This is a genomic window from Roseateles aquatilis, assembly GCF_002205645.1.
In the GTDB taxonomy this organism is placed as follows: Bacteria; Pseudomonadota; Gammaproteobacteria; order Burkholderiales; family Burkholderiaceae_C; genus Roseateles; species Roseateles aquatilis.
Genome location: NZ_NIOF01000001.1, coordinates 181,772 through 203,317 on the forward strand (window position 1 = coordinate 181,772; position 21,546 = coordinate 203,317).

The 21,546-nt window shown below is 69.5% G+C and carries 17 protein-coding genes; 1 reads left to right on the forward strand and 16 read right to left on the reverse strand.

Annotated elements, in window-relative coordinates:
* Positions 1-2: 2 nt before the first annotated feature.
* The 16 genes from CDN99_RS00745 to CDN99_RS00820 all read right to left on the reverse strand — a co-directional run bounded on the left by CDN99_RS00745 (position 3) and on the right by CDN99_RS00820 (position 20,096).
* The gene (locus CDN99_RS00745) at positions 3-965 is read right to left on the reverse strand and encodes a polysaccharide deacetylase family protein (protein ID WP_088382215.1); all 963 of its coding nucleotides are present in this window, start codon (positions 963-965) and stop codon (positions 3-5) included.
* Positions 965-2,281: a putative O-glycosylation ligase, exosortase A system-associated gene (locus CDN99_RS00750; protein WP_158218718.1), complete on the reverse strand. Its 1,317-nt coding sequence runs from the start codon at positions 2,279-2,281 to the stop codon at positions 965-967. The genes CDN99_RS00745 and CDN99_RS00750 overlap by 1 nt, the downstream gene beginning before the upstream one ends.
* Positions 2,274-3,476, reverse strand: a complete 1,203-nt coding sequence (locus CDN99_RS00755; protein WP_088383258.1) for a glycosyltransferase family 4 protein — start codon at positions 3,474-3,476, stop codon at positions 2,274-2,276. The genes CDN99_RS00750 and CDN99_RS00755 overlap by 8 nt, the downstream gene beginning before the upstream one ends.
* A 6-nt stretch (positions 3,477-3,482) precedes the next feature.
* Positions 3,483-4,763, reverse strand: a complete 1,281-nt coding sequence (locus CDN99_RS00760) for a glycosyltransferase family 4 protein (RefSeq protein WP_088382217.1) — start codon at positions 4,761-4,763, stop codon at positions 3,483-3,485.
* A 31-nt stretch (positions 4,764-4,794) separates the two neighbouring features.
* Positions 4,795-6,711: an XrtA/PEP-CTERM system amidotransferase gene (locus tag CDN99_RS00765; RefSeq protein ID WP_088382218.1), complete on the reverse strand. Its 1,917-nt coding sequence runs from the start codon at positions 6,709-6,711 to the stop codon at positions 4,795-4,797.
* A gap of 12 nt (positions 6,712-6,723) precedes the next feature.
* On the reverse strand, positions 6,724-7,920 hold the full coding sequence (locus CDN99_RS00770; protein WP_088382219.1) for a TIGR03088 family PEP-CTERM/XrtA system glycosyltransferase: 1,197 nt from the start codon (positions 7,918-7,920) through the stop codon (positions 6,724-6,726).
* Positions 7,917-9,554, reverse strand: coding sequence for an exosortase A (xrtA, locus tag CDN99_RS00775; protein WP_088382220.1), 1,638 nt, complete (start codon positions 9,552-9,554; stop codon positions 7,917-7,919). Before xrtA ends, CDN99_RS00770 begins: the two co-directional genes overlap by 4 nt.
* Entirely contained in the window at positions 9,551-10,774 is a 1,224-nt protein-coding gene (locus CDN99_RS00780; protein ID WP_088382221.1) for a TIGR03087 family PEP-CTERM/XrtA system glycosyltransferase, read from the reverse strand. The genes xrtA and CDN99_RS00780 overlap by 4 nt, the downstream gene beginning before the upstream one ends.
* An 18-nt stretch (positions 10,775-10,792) precedes the next feature.
* Entirely contained in the window at positions 10,793-11,848 is a 1,056-nt protein-coding gene (locus CDN99_RS00785) for a FemAB family XrtA/PEP-CTERM system-associated protein (RefSeq protein WP_202820206.1), read from the reverse strand.
* Complete coding sequence (locus CDN99_RS00790) at positions 11,845-12,681, reverse strand: XrtA system polysaccharide deacetylase (RefSeq protein ID WP_238139368.1); 837 nt, start codon at positions 12,679-12,681, stop codon at positions 11,845-11,847. Before CDN99_RS00790 ends, CDN99_RS00785 begins: the two co-directional genes overlap by 4 nt.
* A 71-nt stretch (positions 12,682-12,752) precedes the next feature.
* Positions 12,753-13,853, reverse strand: coding sequence for an XrtA/PEP-CTERM system-associated ATPase (locus CDN99_RS00795; protein ID WP_088382224.1), 1,101 nt, complete (start codon positions 13,851-13,853; stop codon positions 12,753-12,755).
* A gap of 12 nt (positions 13,854-13,865) precedes the next feature.
* Entirely contained in the window at positions 13,866-15,458 is a 1,593-nt protein-coding gene (locus CDN99_RS00800; protein WP_158218719.1) for a TIGR03016 family PEP-CTERM system-associated outer membrane protein, read from the reverse strand.
* 4 nt (positions 15,459-15,462) lie between these two features.
* The gene (locus tag CDN99_RS00805; RefSeq protein WP_088382226.1) at positions 15,463-16,437 is read right to left on the reverse strand and encodes an XrtA-associated tyrosine autokinase; all 975 of its coding nucleotides are present in this window, start codon (positions 16,435-16,437) and stop codon (positions 15,463-15,465) included.
* A 4-nt stretch (positions 16,438-16,441) separates the two neighbouring features.
* A complete protein-coding gene (locus CDN99_RS00810) occupies positions 16,442-18,034 on the reverse strand; it encodes an XrtA system polysaccharide chain length determinant (RefSeq protein ID WP_088382227.1) in 1,593 nt (530 codons plus the stop codon).
* Between the two features lie 133 nt (positions 18,035-18,167).
* A complete protein-coding gene (locus tag CDN99_RS00815) occupies positions 18,168-18,788 on the reverse strand; it encodes an XrtA/PEP-CTERM system exopolysaccharide export protein (RefSeq protein ID WP_375134371.1) in 621 nt (206 codons plus the stop codon).
* A gap of 288 nt (positions 18,789-19,076) precedes the next feature.
* On the reverse strand, positions 19,077-20,096 hold the full coding sequence (locus tag CDN99_RS00820; RefSeq protein ID WP_238139302.1) for a ThiF family adenylyltransferase: 1,020 nt from the start codon (positions 20,094-20,096) through the stop codon (positions 19,077-19,079).
* Positions 20,097-20,502: 406 nt separating this feature from the next.
* On the opposite strand from CDN99_RS00820, the gene CDN99_RS00825 reads away from it, so the two are divergent.
* Entirely contained in the window at positions 20,503-21,456 is a 954-nt protein-coding gene (locus CDN99_RS00825) for a PEP-CTERM sorting domain-containing protein (RefSeq protein ID WP_088382230.1), read from the forward strand.
* The last annotated feature ends 90 nt before the right edge of the window (positions 21,457-21,546 follow it).

Here is a 21,546-nt window from a genome sequence, read left to right on the forward strand (position 1 = left end):
GGTCAGACCACCGCCGCCGGCCCGCCCATCCGCGCGTTGCGCATCATCCGCGCGGCAAACATCGTGATCGAGTCGCCCCATGGGGTGTAGCGCGGCAACTGGAACGGATCGGCCCCAGCCACCGCCACGCCGGCCGAGGTGCTCACCGCCGCCTCGAAGCCGAGCTCGCGCAGCATCGCCGCATGGCCGGCGTCGTAGTCGCGCACGGGGCGGCCGTTCGGATACGCGAAGCTGCGGACCGGGCGGCCCAGCAGCGCTTGCAGGTGGTCCCGGCCTCGCGCGACCTGCTCGCGCGCGCCGTCCGGCGTGAGCGTCGTCAGCACCGTGTGGTTGACGGTGTGGCCGCCGATCTCGTGGCCGGCGTCGGCAAGCTGCCGCAGCTGCGCGTCGGTCAGCATCAGGTCGTCCGGCATCGCGCCGACCGGCCGCGCCGCCAGCATCCGCCGCACCTGCGCGTCACGCTCGTCCGGCGCCAGGTACTTCAGCTGCACCTGCAGCGCGGTGATGGCCTTCAGGCGCTCGTCCACCGTGCCCACCGGGTGCGTGCCCATGCCGACCGACGTCAGGTCCAGCACCGGGCCCGGCACCAGCCGCACGAATTCGATGACGGTGTCGCTGAACATGCGGCCGCCGTTGAGGTAGCCGGTCGCCACGAACACCGTCGCGCGCGCGCCATGCCGCGCCAGGATCGGATGGGCGACCGTCCAGTTGTCCGCGTAGCCGTCGTCGAAGGTGATGCACGCGGCGCGGCGCGGCAAGCGGCGCTCGCGCAGCGCGGCGGCGGCGTCGCTGACCGTCAGCAGCTCGAAGTGCTTCGACAGGAACGACAACTGGGCCTCGAACAGCGCCGCGTCGATCTCGCCCGGCCGCAGCGCGTCCGGCGCCGGCAGCACGCGGTGATAGATCAGGATGCTCAGCGCGGGCTCGCCGCGCGGCCATCCGAGCAGGCTCAGCGAGGCCAGCATCACGCGCGCTCCCAGTACGGCGAGTGCACGTCCCGCGGCGCCTGCCCCGACGCGATGGCGACCTTCTTGCGATCGTCCATCTCCTTGGCCACGACGCGGTCCACGACCACGACGATCAGCACCAGGTAATACGGCAGGTCGAAATACACCAGACTCAGGAACGCCCCGCCGGTCGCGTAGCCGATCAGGCCGACCTGGCACATCGCCGCGAGGTCGCGCGCCCATTGCAGCTCGGCCACGCCCTTGCTGCGCTGGATCGCCGCGCTGGCCCGTCGCCAGGTCAACACGAAGATGCCGACGAAGATGATCAGCCCGGCGAAGCCGTGCTCGCCCAGTGCCTGGAAGTAGATGCTGTGCGCCGTCAGCGGCACCGACGGATCGGGCGCGTACTTGGCGAACGCCGCCGGCCCGGCCACGGTGAAGCCGCCGCCGAACGGGAACAGGTCCAGCGCCATCCGCCACGCCGTCTGCCACGCGTTGATGCGGCCGAGGGCGGACGCGTCCTGGTCGTAGGTCTTGATGGTGCTCATGCGCTCGGACCAGCTGTCCGGCATGAACACGAAGATCAGCGGCAGCGCCACCAGCACCACCAGCGCCAGCGGCAGCTTGTTGCGGCTCTTCATCCACATGAAGAAAGACATCGCCATGATCGCCAGGAAGGCCCCGCGCGATTGCGAGCCCACCGCCGAGGCCATGCACAGCAGCATCGCCGCGCTGGCCAGATGGCGCTGCCACTTCTTCGTCGCCTGCAGTTGCAGGTAGCGGATCAGCGGCACCGTCATGATGGTGGCCAGCGCCAGGGAGTTGTTGTCCTCGATGAACGAGCCCTCCGGCCCCCACACGCGCGCGGCGCCGCCGGTCAGCACGGTGAACACGCCGCCCTTGATGCCGTAATAGGCGATCGACACCACCAGCACCATCACCAGCCAGTCCAGGTCGCGCCGGCGCTTGATGACCAGCAGCGACACCAGCACCATCAGCAGCACCTTGAAGGCGCGCGACCAGAAGTTGAATTCCTTGTCCGGATAGAACGAGAACAGCAGCGGGGAGACCCCGATCCACAGGATCCAGATCGACAGCAGGATCGTCACCCCGTTGACCGGGAACCTGACCAGCTTGTCGCGGTGCAGCAGCAGGCTGAGGAACAGCGCCAGCGCGATGATCATCGACCACGGCGCGTCGTGCGCGAAGCCGTAGGCCAGCCGGTGCGGGTTCATCACCCCCATCCAGACCCAGCCCAGCACGCCCCACACCGGGTCCTTGAAGGTCTGGTAGATCAGGGCCAGGAACAGCCCGAGGATGACGAGGTCACGCATGGCGCAGCTCCGGCGACCGCCGCGCGGCCAGGATGCGGTGGAACAGGTCCAGCTGGCCTTGCGTCGTCGCGTCCCAGCTGAACTGCTCGGCATATCGGCGCGTGGCGGCGCGGTCGCGCGGCGCGGCGCGCAGCCGGCGCACGGCCTCGGCCACGCCGGCCGCGGTGCGCTCGGGCATCAGCTCGCCGGCCTCGGGGCTGGCCACCACCTCCGGCGTGCCCCAGACGTTCGACGCGGCCACCGGCGTGCCGCAGGCCATCGCCTCCAGCAGCACGTTGGCCCAGCCCTCGCGGCTGGAGGCCAGCACCAGCGCGTCGCAGCCGGTGTAGACCTCGCGCAGCCGTGCCTGCGGCAACGCGCCCAGGAAGCGCACCCGCGCGCCCACGCCCAGCGACCCGGCCAGGCGGCGCAGGGCGCCCTCCTCCGGGCCCGCGCCGGCGATCAGCAGGTCCACGTCCGGCAGCTCGGCCAACGCGCCGATGACCAGTTCGTGGCCCTTGCGCTCGATCAGGTGGCCAACGGACGCCAGCGTGAAGCGCCCCGGCGCCAGGTTCAACGCGGCGCGGGCCTCGTCGCGGCCCGACGGGTTGAACAGCGCCAGGTCCACGCCGTTGCGCAGCGCGGTCACCTTGGACGCGTCGGCGCCCAGGCCGACCAGCTCGTCCTTGAGCGCCTCGCAGACGGTGATCATCGCGTCGGCCTGCGCCGCGGCGCGCAGGATCAGCTTGCGCGGGAAGGCATGCTGCGGGATCAGGTTGATGTCGGTGCCGCGCGCGGTGATCACCAGCGGCTTGTTCAGCGCGCGCGCCACGATCGCCGCGGCCACGCCGTCGGGATAGAAGTAGTGCGCGTCGATCAGGTCGAAGTCGTAGCCCTCGCGCTGCAGCTGGCGCGCCGCGCGCAGCGCGGTCCAGGCCAGCGTGTACGGCGCGCTGCTCATGCCGACCTTGGGCAGGCGGACGAAACGCGGATGCGTCACCGACAGCCCGTTGCGCGATTCCTTCGCGGGCGTGGCGGCGAACTTGCCGTACTCGCCGTAGCGCTCGCCCTTCAGCGGGAACCACGGCACCGGCGCGATCACGCGCGACTGCGCCTGGCCCGAGGCGATCAGGTGCCGCAGCCGGGTCTCCACGAAGATGCCGTGACTGGGTATCACCGAGCTCGGGTACAGCGTCGAGAAGGTCAGCAGCTTCAACATCGCTCAGGCCTTCACGTCCTTGGCGCCGTCCGCATTCGTCGGGTTCGTCGCATTCATCGGGCCTGTCGGGCTCATGACCTGCGTCGCAGGCGTCGCCGGGCCCGGGCCGGCCTCCGCCCCCCCTGCGCGCAGCGACTGGCCCAGCGCCACGACGCGCTGCGCGTTGCCCAGCCAGGTCAGGTGCAGCCTCCCGATGGTCGCGTGCGCGCCCTCGCCCAGCCGACGGCGCAGCGCGGCGTCGGACGCCAGCCGCGCCAGCAGCGTTTCCAGCGCGCCGGCCTCGGCCGGATCGAAGAGCAACGCGTTGACGTCGTCGTCCAGCACTTCCTCGATGTTGGGCTGGCGCGGCGCGACGATGGCCTTGCCCAGCGCGAGGTACTCGAACAGCTTCAGCGGCGACGCGTAGGCCACCACCGCCGGTTGCAGCGCGATGTCGAAGGCGGCCACATGGCGCGGCACCTCGTCGCGCGAGATCACGCCGGTGAAGCGCACCCGCTCGCCCAGCCGCAGCGCCAGCGCCAGACGCTCCAGGTCCTCGCGCGCAGGGCCGTCGCCGACCACCAGCAGGCGCGCGTTGCCCGGCGCCGCGTCGGTCGCCATCCAGCGGATGACGCGGTCCATGCCATGCCAGTCGCGCACAAAACCGGTGAAGCCCAGCACCAGCGCGCCATCCCAGCCGAGCGCCTGTTTGGCGTCCTCGGGCGACGGGGCGGCGTCGAAGTGTTCCTCGTTGATGCCGTTGGGAATCACCACCAGCCGCTGCGGCGGCACGCCGCGCGCGGCGACCATCGCGCCCAGCACCTTCGTCACCGGCAGCACGGCATCGGCGCCGCGCCAGACCACGCCCTCGGCCCAACGGGCCAGTCGCGGCAGCGCCAGGCCGCCGAACTTGTCGCGCTCGTCCGCCAGCGGCGCGTTGACCTCCAGCAGCAGCGGCAGGCCCAGGCGCTTCTTCAGCATCAGGCCCGAGAGCAGGTAGAGGTTGTAGCGCTCGTAGATCAGGTCGGGCTGGAAGACCTTCGCCGCGGCGGCCAGGCGCCGGTAGGCCACCAGCGAGTACGCCAGCTCCAGCAGCTCGTAGACCCACTTGGGCAGCCGCGCGCGCAGGCGATGCACCCAGCCGGCGTCGTCGCCCATGCGGGCCTTGTCCTCGGGGGCGGACTCGCCGCCCGGCGCCACGACATGCACCTCGTGACCGAGCGCGCGCAGCGAGCCGATCATCTCCTCGATGTGGACCGCCTGGCCGTCCTTGGACGCGGTGCGATGGTGATACAGGATCTTCATGCGGGGGATCTGCTTCCTGGCGCGAGCCGGTTCAGGCGGCTTCGCGCAGCGACGCGGCGCCCATCACGTTGCGCAGGAACGCGTCGTACATCAGCAGCGTCCACAGCGGCGTGCTGTGATCGCGGCTGCCGTTCTCGTGCTGCTCGACCATCTGGCCGACGGCCTTGAGGTCGAACAGGCCCGAGTCCGCCAGCGGACCGCCCAGCAACGCGCCGCGCACGCGCTGGCGCAGCGGGCCGCGGAACCAGCGCGACAGCGGCACCGCGAAACCCATCTTCGGCCGGTACAGCACGTCGCTCGGGAGGTGCGGCTCCAGCGTCTTCTTGAACAGGTACTTGCCCTCGCCGCCGCGCAGCTTCAGGTGGGACGGCAAGGTCGCCAGCCACTCGACCAGCGGGTGGTCCATCAACGGCTCGCGCACCTCCAGCGAATGCGCCATCGACGCGCGATCGACCTTGGTGTTGATGTCGCCGACCAGGTAGGTGTGCGTGTCGATGTACTGGATCATCGCCAGCGGATCGTCGGTGCCCGCGCGCTCGGCGTGGTGCAGGAACACCTCGCGGGCGTTGTAGCCGCCCAGCTCCGACTTGAAGCGCGCGCTGTACAGCGGCATGCGCTCGGCGTCGCGGATCACGGACATGGTGTGGAAGTAGGCCTCGACCGAGTTGCGGGCCAGGGCCTGGAAGGTCGTCTTGGCGCGCAGCACGCGCGGCGCCCAGTCGGCCTTCGGATAGATCCGGCCCAGTGTGCCGAACAGCGGCTTGCGCAGGCCCAGCGGCAGGCTGGCGCGCATGCGCTCTTCCATCATGTGCAGCTTGTAGCGGCGGTAGCCGCCGAAGCTCTCGTCGCCGCCGTCGCCCGACAGCGCCACCGTCACGTGCTTGCGCGCCAGCTGGCAGACCCGGTAGGTCGGGATCGCGGAGCTGTCGGCATAGGGCTCGTCATAGAGCCGCGCCAGCGTGTCGATCAGGTCGAAGTCGTCGCTCTGCACGGTCTCGACGTGGTGGTCGGTCTTGTAGCGGTCCGCGACCATCTGCGCGAACTCGGACTCGTTGTACTGCGGGTCATCGAACGCGATCGAGCAGGTCTTCACCGGCCCGCTGCTCTCGCCCGCCATCATCGCCACCACCGCGCTCGAATCGACACCGCCCGACAGGAAGGCGCCCAGCGGCACTTCCGCGATCATGCGCAGCTTGACCGACTCGCGCAGGCGGCGCGTCAGTTCCTCCCGGGCCTCGACCTCGTCGATCTTGCTGTCGACGCTGAAGTCGACGTCCCAGTAGCGACGCGGCTGGCCGACCGGCTCGCCGCGGCGGATCAGCAGCGTGTGCCCCTGCGGCAGCTTGAGCGCCTGGCGGAACACGGTGCGCGGCTCGGCGACGTAGCCCAGCGCGAAGTACTGCTCGACCGCCTGCGGATCGATCTCGCGACGCAGTTGCGGATGCGCCAGCAGCGCCTTCAGCTCGGAGCCGAAGACCAGCGCGCCGTCATCCAGCACCGCGTAGAACATCGGCTTGACGCCGAGCCGGTCACGCGCAAGGAACAGCGCGTTGCGGTGGCGATCCCAGAGCGCGAAGGCGAACATGCCGCGCAGGTGCTGCACACAGTCCTCGCCCCAGGCGGACCAGGCGTGCACGATGACCTCGGTGTCGCTCTTGGTGCGGAACTGGTAACCCAGCGCCTGCAGCTCGCTCATCAGCGCCTGGTAGTTGTAGATCTCGCCGTTGAAGACGATGCCCACCGACTGGTCCGCGTTGAACAGCGGCTGCTGGCCGGTGGCGATGTCGATGATGGACAGCCGGCGGTGGCCCAGGGCCAGGCCCGGCTCCAGGTGGATCGAGCCCTCATCCGGGCCGCGGTGGTGCAGCGAGTCGTTGATGCGATGCATCAAGCCGCCGTCGAAGTCGCGACGACCCCGGGTGTCGAAGATTCCGCTGATTCCGCACATGGTCGTTCCCGTTCAATCCGTGGTGGCGGCGCCGGCATCATGCCCGCGCAGCGTGTCATACAGGCCTTGGTAGCGGGCGACCATGGCCCGCATGCTGAAGTCCGCCTCGACGCGTCGGCGGCCGGCCTCGCCCATCGCGGCGGCCTCGGCCGGGTCGCGCGCCAGCCGCAGCAGCGCGGCGGCCATCGCCTCGGGCCGCGCCGCCGGCACCAGCAGGCCGCTGCGGCCGGCGGTGACCAGGTCCCCGTTGCCGCCGACCTCGGTCGCCACCACCGGCAGGCCGCTGGCCATCGCCTCGAGGATGGTGTTGGAGATGCCCTCCGCCAGCGACGGCAGCGCGAAGACGTGCAGCCCGCGCATCACCGCCGGCACGTCGGTGCGCTCGCCCGGCAGCCAGGCCAGGTCGGCCACGCCGGCGGCTTCGAGCAGCGCCTGGCACTGCGCGCGCAGCGGGCCGTCGCCGATCATCACCAGGCGCGCCCGCGCGCGCAGCTCCGGCGCCTGCGTCAGCAGCTCGACGAAGGCACGCGCCAGCATCGTCTGATCCTTGACCGCCTGCATGCGCCCGACGGTGCCGATCAGCCAGTGCGCGGCCGGATCGAAGGGGCAGCCCGGGATGGGCTCCACGCCGTGGCGCTGGAAGCGCGACGTGTCCACGCCGTTGACGAACTGGCTGACCCGCCCCGCCGGCACGCCGACGGGACCGGTCAGGTAGTCGCCCAGGTCCCGCGACAGCGCGATGTAATGGGACACGAAGGGCTTGTAGAAGCGACGCACGCGCTGGTAGGCGCGGTTGCGGCCGTCCAGGTCGCCGACATCGCGGCCGTGCTCGCCGTGGATGCGCACCGGCACGCGCGCGGCCCACGCCGGCAACTGCACCTCCAGCGCGGCCAGGTTGCGGCTGTGGACGACGGCCGGCCGCAGCTCGCGGAACAGCCGGTACAGCTTGGGATAGAGCCAGAAGCCCTGCCCCGGCGGCTTGTGCAGCGCGAAGCACTCGACGTCGTCACGCTGCAGGCGCTTGCGGAAATCGGTGACCTCGGTCAGCGCGACGATCGCATGGCGGTACTCGCGCGCCGGCATGTGGTTGATCAGGTTCACCACGCCGTTCTCGAGACCGCCGGTGTCGAAGCGGTACATCACGTGCAGCACCAGCGGGCGGGGGTCGACGCTCCGCGCGGCGCGATTGACGCTCAGGCCGGCGCTCATCGGGCCGCCTCCGCGCCGCCCTGGCGGCCGGCGTCGCGCACGCGGCGCAGTTCCGCGTCGATGGCGTCCCAGTGCTGGCTCAGGAAGGCGCCGAGCCGCTGCGACGCGCCGTCGTCCTGCGTCGTGTAGACGAGCACCAGCGCGGCGTCGTCGCCCTTGCCCTGCATGCGCTGCAAGGCGCCCCAGACGCGGGCGCGCCAGTCGCTGGTCATCGGCTGGCCGTTGATCCAGTAGACATGCCAGACCAGCATGCGCGGCGCGGTGATCGCATCGAGCGAAGAGGCGCGCACCTGCGTCGTCAGCGCGGCGACCGAGCCGCCGCCCGTGGGCGTGAAATCGGCGACGCCGCGGCCGGTCACGGCCCAGTGCTTGTCCTCGGGCGACACGACGGCGTTGCTGGAGCTGACCAGCTTGCGCTCGTAGTCCTGATCGCGGAAGTACTGCAGGTGCAGGCCGACGAGGGGTTGCGGCGTCGCGGAGACCGACGGCGCCGGGGATGCCGACGCGGCCTGCGCGGACGCCGCCGCCCGCAGGAAATGCTGGTGCAGCGCGACGTTGGCGCCCTCGAAGTCTGGCGTCCAGGCGTCGGACGGCACGGGTCGGTCCTGCCAGCCGGCGCCGGCCGCGATCGCGGGCAGGTCGGCCAGCGGCACGGCGTGGTTCTGGCGCAGCCACAGGCCAGCCGCCTGCGGCAACACCACCGCCAGCGCGACGGCGGCGATCGCCGGCCAGCCGGCCGATGCGCGCGGCGCCGCGACCGGGGTCGGCGGCACCAGCGGCAGGTCCGGCTGCGCCCAGCGCGCGCCGATCATGAACATCGCCAGCATCACGACGCCGAAGAACACCCAGCCGTAGATCAGGTGGTCCACGCCCACCGCGAGCGTATTGCCCGACAGGTGGCCGATCATCACGATCAGGTAGGCGCGTGCCCAGTTGGCCGCCAGCGGCAGCGCCAGCGCGAAGGCGATGAAGGCCAGGCGGCGGCGCGTCGAGTGATAGCTGAGGTAGGCGTAGAGCGTGCCCACCATGCCCGAGGCGATCAGGTAGCGCACGCCGGAGCAGGCTTCCACGACCGACCACTGGCCGCTCGGGATGATGAACTGCAGCCCCTCCTGGTAGACCGGGATGCCGCTCATGCGCAGCGCGATGACGGTGAACTTCGCTGTCCAATCCATCAGCTGCGGCAGCAGGAATTCGCCCACCGGCACGCAGAAGAACAGGAAGCCGAGCGGGAATGCCATCTCGCGCGCGACCGCCCAGCCCAGCACCGCCGGCACCAGCAGCACCAGCATCGCGACCAGCGCGAACTGCGTCGCCGCGTTGATCGCGGCGAAGTCGGCGAACAGCCAGACCGCGCCCAGCGCCACGATGGGCAGCGCCAGCCACGGCACCGGCCGCGGCGTCAGCGGCGCGACCATCGCGCGACGCCGCCAGGCCAGCCAGATCACGATCGGCGGCACCAGGAAGGCGTGGGTGAAGGTGCCGGAGCGCCACCAGATCGTCACCATGCCCAGCGCCGTGTGGCGATAGAGCACCAGCAGCGCGACGACCAGCAGCACCAGCACCGCCAGCGGACGACGCCAGGCCTGGGGAATGCCGCGATCCTGGATCGCGGAGGGGGTCGTCGCGCTCATGCGGGCTGCTCCTGCGGCAGGTAGCCGTCGAGCTTGGAGAGATGGGCCTGCCAGCTGAACTGCCGCAGCACCCGCTCACGCGCCTGCTGGCCGATGGCCTGGGCGCGGGCCGGCGCGCTCAGCAGCGCGTGCAGCAGTTCGAGATAGTCCCCGGCGCTGTCGGCCGCGAGCAGGTCCTGGCCGGCCAGCACGCCGTCGGCGCCGAGCGCCTCGACGCAGCTGCGCGCCGCGACCACCGGTCGGCCGACCGCCATCGCCTCCAGGATCTTGTTCTGCACGCCGCGCGCCAGCCGCAGCGGCGCCACGACGGCGGCCGCGTGCTGCAGGTAGGGCCGCACGTCGGGCACGGTGCCGGTGACGCGGATCGCGTCGCCGGCCAGCGCCAGCACGGCCGGCGTCGGCGCGCGGCCGACGATGGTGAAACGCAGCGTCGGCCAGCGCTGGCGCAACTGCGGCAGCACCTCGGCGGCGAACCACTGCACCGCGTCGACGTTGGGCCAGTAGTCCATCGCGCCGGTGAAGACCAGCGGCAGCTCGTCGGCGTCGAAGGGGCTGGCCTGCTGCGGCAGCGGCGCGAAGTAGCCGCTGTCGACGCCGTTGCCCAGCGCCTCGATCGGCGCGTCGGTGGCGGACAGGCGCTGGAACAGCGCCTTCTCGCCCTCGGTGACGAAGAACGAGCAGCGCGCGCGCTCGGCGACGCCGCGCTCGTAGGCCAGCAGCTCGCGCCCCTCGCGGCGGTACAGCCACGACATCGGCCAGCGCCGCGCCTTGGCGTAGTCGGTCCACTTGGCGGAGTCGACGTCGACGAAGTCCACCAGCATCGGCAGCGGTCCGGCGACGGCGCGCAACTGCTCGGCGTACTGCGCCATCGTCGACGAGAACACCACCACCGCGTCGAAGCGCTGCGTGCGCGCGACGCGATCGACCCAGTCGCGCATCGCGCGGTCGCGGTAGTACGGCAGGCTCAGCGCCTCGCCGGTCAGCAGGCCGCTCAAGCTGGCCACGCGCGAGGTCAGCGGGTTCAGCCCGGCGGCGAACAGCTCCTCGCATTGCTCGCGCACCGCGGGCACGTGGGCCCAGTCCTCGGCGTCGTCGACGAAGGTGCCCAGCCAGACCTTGTGGTGCGCGGTCAGGTGCTTGAGCAGGTGGTACGAGCGCAGCTTGTCGCCCTTGTTGGGCGGATACGGCAGCCGGTGGACCAGGTAGAGGATGTTGGCCATGGGGCGACTCGGAGGTCCTCAGCCGAGGCTGCGGACGATGTGCGGACCCAGCCAGTTGGCCACCGAGATCGGCAGGCGGCGCCATGCCTTGATCATGAGCTGGTACTTGGCGTTGCTCGGGTTGTTCTGCGGCACCGCCTCGCGCTTGTAGAGGCAGTACTCGTAGTTCAGCGGCGTCGGCTCGAAGCCCCAGTTCTTCTTGAACGAGAAGCTGCCCGTGCCCTGCTTGCTGCGGCCGTAGTCGAAGACCTTCAGGCCGCGCGCGCAGGCGCGGCGCATCAGCTCCCAGTACTTGAAGTCGTTGGCGGCCAGATCGCGCGCGGCGACCGCGTCGCCGGCGTAATACGGCAGCACCTCGTCGCGGAAGTAGAAGCTCAGCACGCCGGACAGCGGCTCGCCCTGCTCGCTGCTGACGATCAGCACCTCGGCGGCATCGCCGAACTCGTCCAGCAGCGCCTGGAAATAACGCCGCGGCATCGCCGGCGTGCCGTGGCGATGCACGTTGTCGGCGTACAGCGCGAAGAAGCGGCCGACGTCGCGGTCCAGCTCCGCCCTCAGGTTGTTCTTGATGCCCTTGCGGACCATCGCGCGCTGCTTGCGCGGGATGGCCAGCATGTTGGCCTCTTCCTCCGGCAGGATCTCCTTGCGGAAGGTGACGTACAGGTCCTGATGCGGCCAGTCCTCATGGCGACGCCGCACGTTGCGCAGCTCCAGGTGCTCGACACCGAGCTTGCGCGCCTGCGCCTGCGCCGCGTCCTCCAGCGCGCGCGCCGCCTCCTCGTTGTCCGCGGCGACACCGCCGTAGACCGCGAACGGCAGGCCGATCAGCGCATGGCCGAAGAGCCGGCTCTTGTTCTCGGCCAGCGGCAGCACGCCCTCGATGCGGCCGTCGCGCTCGGCGTAGAGGAAGTAGCCCTCGTGGCCGAACTGCTGGCGGATGATCCGCTGCCAGGCCGAGAGGTGGAAGAAGGTCGCCGACGCATTGCCCTGCACGAAGGCGTCCCAGCGCCGCGCGCCGTCGGCGTCCTTCGCCGCGAGGCGCCTGACCTGCAACGCACCGTTCATGCCGCTCATGCCGCGAGCCGCTCAGCGCCGGCCGGTGGGAGGAAGAGTTCATCCATCCGCGCCCACTCGAAATCGGCCAGCAGTTGCGCGATGCGCGCCTCGGTGCGGCCGATGTTGACGTAGTGGCGGAAGCGCGTCTTGGCGTCGATGCCGGGAATGCGCGGCTGCTCCGGATCGATCTCCCAGGGGTGGAAGTAGAAGACCGCGCTGCGACCCTCGATGCGGTTGAAGCGTTCGATCATCCAGCGCGTCACGCCGTAGGGCAGCAGGCGGAACCAGCCGCCGCCGCTGCTCGGATAGTTCTTGCCCCGGAAGCGCAACGTGGTGACCGGCACCTCGATCAGGCCCGGTCGCACCTCGTGCGCGAAGCGCGGCGAATCGGGCATGCCGTAATGGTCGTGCTGGATCGGATAGACGCTGGAGCTGTAGCGGTAGCCGCACTCGGCCAGCACGTCGAAGGCCCAGAGGTTGCCCTCGCCGATCGAGAAGCTGGGCGCGCGATAGCCCTTGACCTCGACGCCGCCCAGGTCCTCCAGCAGCAGCTTGGCGTCCAGGATGTCCTTGCGGAAGGCGTCCGGGGTGAGGTCGCTGGCGCGCTCGTGGCCGAAGCCGTGGCTGGCCAGCTCGTGGCCGCGGGCGACGATGTCCTTGACCAGTTGCGGGTAACGCTGCGCGATCCAGCCCAGCGTGAAGAAGGTCGCCTTGACGCCGCGCGCGTCGAGCAGGTCGAGGATGCGCGAGACGTTGCGCTGCACGCGGCATTCGCGCCGGTCCCAGTCGCCGCGGTCGATGTAGGGGGCGAAGGCGGAGACCTGGAAGTAGTCCTCCACGTCGATGCTCATTGCGTTGCGCACCCGCGTGATCCTGCCCGTGCTCGTCGCCGCGCCCGCGCCGTTCGTGTCGTTGGTGCCGCTCATGACTTCACCGCTCCCACCAGTTTCTGCAGCAGCATCAGCGTCTGCTGGTTGATGCGCTCCAGGCGCGTCAGGCTGTCCTCGATGCGCTGCAGGCGCGCGTCCTGGCCGTCCAGGTTCATGCCGGCCAGTTCCTGGGCCAGCGCGCCGAAGTCGCCCGCCCCGTCCACGCGCGCGCGCAGCCGGGTCAGGTCCAGGTCCAGCGCGACGTCGCCGTCCTGCCCGCCATGCCCGTTCAAGCCGGCGTGCGCGCCGTTCACGCCCCGCAGGGCCGGCGGCGGCGCCGAGGCCGATTCGCTGGCCAGGTCCTTCACCACCTCCTCCACCTCGGCGGCGCCCAGGTGCGGGTTCTCGTGCATGTAGCCCAGCAGCAGCAGGCGGTCGCACAGCGTGTTGATGCGGCGTGGGATGCCCTGGCTGGCGCGGTGCAGCGCGCCGAAGGCGTCGGCGTCGAAGCTCGGCTTGCCGTCGGCGCCGGCGCACTTGAGGCGGTGCTCGACGTAGCGCTGCGTGTCCTCCTCGTCCAGCGGGCCGATGTGGCAGCTGGCCGCGATGCGCTGGCGGAACTGCTCCATCTCCGGGCGCTGCAGGATGGCGCGGAACTCCGGCTGGCCGACCAGGAAGGTCTGCACCAGGGACTGGTTGCCGAACTGGAAGTTGGACAGCATGCGCAGCTCCTCGACCGCGCGGGCGGTCAGGTTCTGCGCCTCGTCGACGATCAGCAGGCAGCGCTTGCCGCGGCTGGCCTCGCTGACGAAGAAGGCCTCCAGCGCCATCAGCAGCTCGCTCTTGGGCAGGTCCTTGACCCGCACGCCGAAGGCGGCGCCCACCAGGCGCAGCGTGTCCTCGGCGTCCAGCTGCGTGGTGACGATGTTGCCGATCACCACGTTGCTGCGGTTCAGGCTGTCCAGCAGGCCGCGCACCAGCGTGGTCTTGCCCGCGCCGATCTCGCCGGTGATGACGATGAAGCCGTCGCTGCGCAGCACGCCGTAGTCCAGATAGGCCTTGGCGCGGCGATGCTGCTTGCTGCCGAAGTAGAAGCTGGGATCGGGACTGAGCTGGAAAGGCTTGCTTGCCAGCCCGTAGAAGGCCTCGTACATGGCGGTGACTGCTTAGAAACGCTGGGTCAGGGACGCGAAGAGCGCGTTCTCGCGATAGCCGGAGTTCGCGAACACGCCGTCGTCATAACGCGTGTGGCGCAGCCCGAGGTTGGCATCGCTGCGCGGTCCCAGGCGGATCGCGACATTGGCCATCAGCGACTTCATGTCGGTCGAGCCGATGTCGTCGCCGACGGTGTGCTGGCGGGTGTAGGTGAGGTTGCCGCTGCTCAGCGGCGTGAAGCGGTAGGCCAGGCTGATCGACGCGCCGCGCTGGCGGATGCGGTTGGTCAGCGACAGGTCGCCGGTGCCGGTGGGCGACACGCCCAGGCGGGTCGTGGTGCTGTCGTTGGCGGCCAGCGTCGCGACCAGGCGCGGGCCGTTCCAGCCGATCGACACCTCCGTGCGCTTCTGCAGCATCGCGGTGTTGCTGATGAAGCCGTTGCCGGTCAGCGCGTCGCCGTTCAGGCCCATCGCCGCCAGCACGGCGCGCACCAGCGCGTCGCGCTTGACCGGATCCGGCTCGATGCCGCTGAACTGCAGGTCCAGCAGTTGGTAGTTGGAGGCCTGGCCCGTCGGCGCGTCATTGGTCGTGACGCTCTGCGAGTTGGACGCCCGCAGCGCGATCTGCGTCATGCGGTGCTCGATCGACAGGTTGTGGCTGTCGCCGTAGCTGTGATGCTGCCAGTCGCCCTCGATGCGGGTGCGCGGCGTCGGCGTCCACTTGGCGCTGAAGCCGTAGACCGTCGAGGTGTCGCTGCCGAAGTAATCGCTGCGCTCGCGGCCGACGTTGGTGCCCAGCGTCCAGTCGATGTCCGGCACCCAGGTCAGCGACCCCTGCACCGTCGTCGTCCGGTTGTCGATGCCGGTCTGGTCGAAGTGGATGCGGCGCGTGCTGGCCTGCAGTCCCCAGTTGAGCACCCGGCCCTGCGGGCCGCCGATGTTCAGGCTCAGCGAGCCGTCCTTGCTGTCGCCGCTGTTGGCGCCCACGCCGCCGATGCCGCTGGTGTTCTCGCTCGAGTTGCGGATCTGCCCGGCGGCGCGCAGCTCGAAGTTGGCCAGGCTGCCCAGCGTGCCGCGCCAGTAGGGCGAGACCTGCAGCGTGCGCATCTCCGTGCGGTTGGGATTGTCCAGCTGGTTGCTCGGCGCCTGCTGGCCGAAGGCGGACACCGACTGCTGGCTGATGTTGCCCTGCACGTCGACGAACAGCGCCTGCGGCACGAGCTCCGCGGTGCCGCGGGTGTTGAGCTGGTTCTGCAGCCGGCTCTGGCGATCGCTCTTGAGGTAGACCAGCCCGTCGAGCGTGTAGTCGAACATGCCGCGCACGGCGCCGCTCTGGCTGCTGAGGGTGATGCCGGGCGAGACCTGCGTGATCAGCGCCTTGTCGCGGGAGCCCGCGGGCGACAGCGCCAGGTTGTCCGTCCAGGTCTCGGTGACCGACACGCGCGGCACCACGGTGAAGCCCTTGCGCTCGGTGCCCTGGCTGGCGGTGTCCGCCTCTTGCGCGCGCGCGGCGCCGTGGGCCAGCGCCAGCGCCGCCAGCGCGGACAGCGCCGCGGCGCTGGCCAGGGACAGCGGCCGGCGGCGGAAAACGGGGGTGCCCGTCATTGCGTCAGGCCTTGCCCGGGCCCAGCGGGGCCTCGCCGTCGGTCTGCCCGTAGCCGTAGCCATACCCGTAGCCGTAGCCGTAGCCATAGCCGTAACCGCCGCTGGGCTTGTTGCTGGCCTGGTTGAGCAGGACCATCTTGAGCGGGCAGTTCTCGATCGCGGCGATGGCCTGCTGCACGGCGCTCTGCGCGGTGCGCTCGGCCTGCACGACCACCACGACCTGGCCCATGTGGGAGGCCAGCACGCGGGACTCGGTCGTCAACAGCAGCGGCGGCGAGTCGAAGATGATGATCCGGTCCGGATATCGATTGGCCATGTGGTCCAGCAGCCCGCTCATCGCGTCGCTGGCCAGCAGTTCCGTGGCGCGCGGATGCGAGCGGCCGCTGGGCAGCAGCGTCAGCTTGTCGACGTTGGTGCGGAGCAGGACGCTGGCCATGTCCACTTCCTTCTCCAGCACGTCCAGCAGGCCCGGGCCCGGCGGCAGGCCGAGCATGCGCAGCATCGACGGGCGGGCGACGTCGGCGTCCACCAGCATCACGGTGTTGTCGAACTCGGCCGCGATCGACATGGCCAGGTTCAGCGAGGTGAAGCTCTTGCCCTCGCCCGGCAAGGCGCTCGTCACCATGATCAGGTTGGCGTGATTGAGCGACGAGGCGCCCTTGTTCATCGCGTTGCGGATCAAGGGGCGCTTGATGTTGCGGTACTGGTCCGCCATCACGCTGCGCGGCGCATTCGGGGTCAGGAAGCCCTGCGCGGCGAGCGCGTCCAGGTCCAGCTCGACGCGCTTGGAGCCGCTCTCGGCCGGCGCGCGGATCACCGCCGGCGCGGCGACCGCGGCCTGCGTCGGCGCCAGTGCCGGCGCGGGCACCGCGACGGGAGCCGCCGCGACCGGAGCCGGCGCGGGCGGCGTGCCGACGTCGACGCCGGCCTGCTTCAGTTGTTCCAGCCGCTGGGCGGCTTGTTCGATCAGGCTTGTCATTCGGTCAACCCCCTTGGCGGCTCAGCCAGATCGCCATGCCGATCAATCCCAGCGCATACAGGCTCACCAGGCTGCCGGACGCCACGCCGAAGCGCAGCAGGTCCACCTTCGCGCGGCGCCGGTCCTCCGACGTCTCCTGGCGGGAGACGGCGCCCAGGATGGGCAGCTCCAGGCGATGGCGCAGTTCGTTCAGGTCATGGAACACCGGGCGCACCTGGCTCGCGGCGAAGGCGGCCACCAGGCCGGCCAGCAGCGCCACGACCATGCCGCCGGCCAGCAGCATCAGGCGATTCGGCGCGACCGGCTTGGGCGAGGCGCGCGGCGGATCGATGATGCGGAAATCGGCCACGCCGGAGGTGTTGTCCAGATCGGTCGACAGCGAGGCCGACTCGCGGCGCTCGACCATCTCGGTGTAGTTCTTCTTGATGATGTCGTAGTCGCGATTCAACTGCGCGAACTCGGCCTCCAGCTGCGGCGCCAGCTTGATCGCGCCTTGCGCCGAGTTGTAGCGGGACGAGAACTCGTCGACGCGGGCCCGTGCCTGGGCGACCTCGACCTCCTTGGTCGCCAGCGTGCGGGCCAGCTCCTGGTTGGCCAGGCTGTCGTTGCGGCCGCCGGCCGCGGCGGGCGATGCCAGCGCGGCCTTTTGCAGGTCGGCGACTTCCTTGCGGCGCTGGTCTTCCAGGTCCTTGATCTGGCGCTTGGTGTTGAGCACGTCGGGATGCTGGTCGGTGTAGCGCTGCTGCAGTTGGTCCAGGTTGCGCTTGAGCTCGCTGATGCGGTTGTCCAGCTCCGGCGTCGCGAACTTCTGGGCGCTTTCCTGCATCAGGCTGGCCAGGCTGCCGCCGGTGGCGCTGCGCTTTTGCTCGATGTCCAGCAGCGAGCGAGCGGAGTCGCGGGCGCTGACGGCCTCGCGCAGTTGCAGGCGGGCGGCTTCGAGCTGGTTGCTGGCCTCGGCCAGGCGCGCGGCCGAGTCCTTACCGTCGGCGGCGGTCAGCTGCAGGTTGCGCAGGCGGAACTCCTTGCGGCGCGCCTCGGCTTCCTCCAGCTTGGTCTCGTAGTTCTTGATCTGCTCGTTCAGGAAGGTCGCGGCGGTCGTGCTGTCGCGGCGGCTGGTGCCCAGGCTGGACTCCATGAAGATCGACAGCAGCGAGGCGACGACCTTCTTGGAGATCTCCGGCGACGAGTCGCGGTACGACAGGATGTAGAGGTTGTTGCTGCCGCCGCTGGCCGTCTGGATGGACAGGTTGCGGGTCACGCGCTCGATCAGCGCTTCCTGGTCGGACTTGCTGGTGGCGCGCAGGTCCAGGTCGGCCATGCGGACCAGCTTCTCGACGTTGGGCCGGCTGATCAGCGTGCGGCTGAGCATGTTGACCTGCTGCTCGGTGTTGGAGAGCACCGCCACGCCGGACATCAGCGGCTTGAGGATGGACTGGGTGTCCACGTAGACGCGCGCGCTGGCCTCGAAGCGGTCGGGGACGACGAACACGACCACGGCCGCGACGACGCCGACCACCCAGGCGGCGATCAGCCCGGGCCAGCGGTAGCGCCACATGCGCTTGAAGACGGCCATCAATTGCGCGATGAGGGAATCCATGCGGCGATCTCTCTTCAGCCGGCCTCATGCCGGCATGGCCCGCGCGGGCGAGCCGTTACTACGGTTGACTGCTGCGGATGCGGACGCGTGGCCGACCCCGGCTGGGCGCCGGGATGCGGCCGACCGGGTCCGGTCAGAAGAAGCTCTGCGGAATGATCAGGATGTCGCCGGGACGCATCTCGACGTTGGCGGACACGTCGCCGCGGCGGATCAGGTCCTTCAGGCGCACCGAGTACTGTTTGTTGCCCTCGGCGGTGCGCAGGATGGTGGCGGAGTTGCCGGACGCGAAATCGGTCAGACCGCCGACGGCGATCATCACGTCCAGCAGCGTCATCTTTTGCTTGTAGGGCAGGAACTGCGGCTTGGCGGCTTCGCCGACGACGCGGATCTGCTCGCTGTACGGCCCGACGAAGCTGGTGACGATCACGGTCACGACCGGATCACGCACGTACTTGCCGAGCTGCTTCTCGATGTCGCGGGCGATCTCGACCGAGTTCTTGCCCTGCACGGGCAACTCGTCGATCAGCGGCGCGGCGATCTTGCCGTCGGGGCGGACCGGCACCGTCAGCGACAGCTCCGGGTTGCGCCACACGATGATGTTCAGGTTGTCGCCAGCACCGACGACATAGCTGTAATCGCCCTGGGAGGCGGCGCTCGGCGCGGGCGGCAGATTGCCGGTGGTCGAGCAGCCGCTGAGCGCCAGCGTGGCGGTCACCAGCGTGGCCACGCAGGCCTTGACGGAAGCGATCTTCAATCCAGTCTTCTTCAACATGTCCACCCCTCTGGAAGCTAGCGGGATTGCACCTCAGCACCGCGCGGCGTGGAACCCCCCGGACCGAGGGCACCCCCCCTCTGACGTGACGGAATTCCGTGCTAGCGGCGAATCGCCGAACGTACCCGGTTACGACAGTTCCTGGAAGCCCTATCGGCACCCCAGGGAAACCCCGAGGCTCCACTCCCCGCAAAACCCGGCCAGCGCCCCGCGCATAACTGCTTCATAACCCTGCGAAGCGTGGCCATCCCCGCTCGTTTTCGGCCGGATTCAGGATCCCTTGAGCACCGGCTTGATGAAAGCCACAAGCAGCCGCTGCAGCGGATGGGCATTTCCCCAAGGACGCCAGGTGTGCTTGAGCACGCCGCGATAGGCATCGAAGTGCATACCCCAGGGCGCGGCGCGGAGCGGGCCGCGATTCAGCAGCAGCTTCAATACGTTGGTACCCATGAGGCCGGCGCACAACTCGCAGGCCATGCCGGTGGAAGGACCGCGTCGCTCCTTGAAATTGACCGCCTCGGGGGCCACCAGATATTGGCGGCTGAGCATCGCGGGCGAAACCCCGGCGATGAAGCGCGCATATTGGTCGTCGTGGGCCAGACCCTCGACCTTGAAATAGTCCTCGAAACTCATGCCGGTGGGGCTGAAGTAGAGGAACGCGGTGCCCATTCCCAGAGGGGCGGCGGTCATCGCCGGAATGCCCAGCTCGCGGCAACGGCGAAACACCTTGCGGCGGACCTCCAGCACGAAGAAATCGAGGCTGTCGACATACACGTCGACGCCCTTCAGGAATTCATCGAGGTTGGCGTCCGTGACGCCGTCCCTGAAAAGACGGACATCGCTTTCGGGATTGATGTCGCGGACCATTTCGGCGACGACCTCGATCTTGGGGCGCCCCATCGACGACATGAATGCGGCGGCCTGGCGATTCATGTTGTGGACGTCGAATTCATCGAAATCCGCAATATTGAAGTTGGCGACCCCCAAACGGGCCATCGCGATCGCATGCGCGCCGCCGACACCGCCCAGCCCGGCGATCGCGACGCGGGCTCTGCGCAGGCGCTGCTGCTCGTCCTTGGTGACCCAGCCGATATTGCGAGAAAAGGCGCGGTCGTAATCGAAGACGAAACCGGGCGCGGCGGGCATGGCCGCATTTCGCGCGGTGGCGTGGTTCACATTTCCGATGGAATTGCCGGAAACATCACCAGGGGGAGCACCGGCCGGAGCGGCGTCGGTGGCGGCAAGCGGTGCGGCGACAGGCGCGCCGGAGGGGCCCAAAGCGCTGGTCATGGTGGTCTCCCGGGATCTCGATTCGATGGGGTCGGCGCGGCCTCGCGGCAACATCACAGGGCATGCGCTGCGGCGAGTATGCGCCTGCACCCCCGCGAGCGATCGCCCGAAAAGCACGGCGTGGGCGGCGCATGGGGCACCGCACCCGGGCGCGAATGGCCTTTGGAGGCGACCCACGATGGCTCCTGATGTCGTCCTGGTGAAGCCGCGGTGGCGCGAACGGGTCGGCCGGCCTGTCGAGAAACTTGACAACGAGCGTCCAGGATTCCCGGGTCGGAATGTTAAGTCGTTGATTTCAAAAGGCGACGAGGTACTGGCACGGTCTCTGCTTTGATATCGGCCAAGGAGCTGGCAAGTGCCGCTTCCGAATGTGCATCTGGCAAGACGCATCCTCAAGGAGAGACACATGATCAAGCAAGCAAAGCTCGCACTGGCAGCCCTGGCGCTGACGGCTGCGGCGATTCCGGCGATGGCAGCCCCGCTGTACATCGACACCGGCGCCGATTTCGCGGCGGACCCGAACGGCTCGACCCGCACGGCCAACTTCACCACGCTGGGTTACACCGGCACGTTGGCGACCTCGATCTACCTGGGCTCGCCGGCGACGCCTGGCACCACGGTGATCGACACCAACATCCCGTCGGTGATGAATTTCTACGGCTTCAGCGCTGGCACGCACACCACGCTGTCCGGCGGCACGGCGTCGTTCAACTACCCGAACTTCCCGTCGCAGAACAACATCGACTCGCTGAACAACCCGTCGTCCACGGACCTGAACGGCTTCACGGGCGGCGCGAGCTTCCCGCAGTACGGCTTCGGCAACGTCGGCGGCGTGGGTGGCGCGTGGGGTCTGACCTACTCGTACCAGATCGTCGGCAAGACCGTGGACCGTGACGGCGACGGCGTGTCGGACTATGTCCAGTACACCGGCGGCATCTTCAGCCTGATCTATCAGGGTGGCGCGTCCGACCCCAACACCGGCAAGGAAGTCCTGCGCCTGATCGTGACGGGCTCTGACATCCAGCTGACCAACCTGAATGTTTCGGGCTACGTCGACTACAGCACCAACGGTGGCGACACCTTCGTTCAGAACTTCTTCAACTCTGGCGACGGCCTGGGTTCGCTGTACAGCAACTGGCTGCTGAACAACATCTCGGTGAGCTGGGTGCTGAACACGAACGTGGATCCTCCGATCCCGACCGCGTCGCAGCTGTGGAACACCGGCAGCGCGCTGATTCGTCAATCGGACCTGAACGGTACGCTGGCGATCAATGTTCCGGAACCTGGCAGCCTGGCGCTGGTGGGTCTGGCTCTGGCTGGCCTGGGTTTCGCCCAACGCCGCCGCGCCCTGCGCAAGTAATGAGTTGAAGCGAGGCTCACGCCTCGCTTGCCAGAAGCCGCCCCTCGGGGCGGCTTTTTCGTTTCTGCCCCAGACAGCCACGTTCCCCGC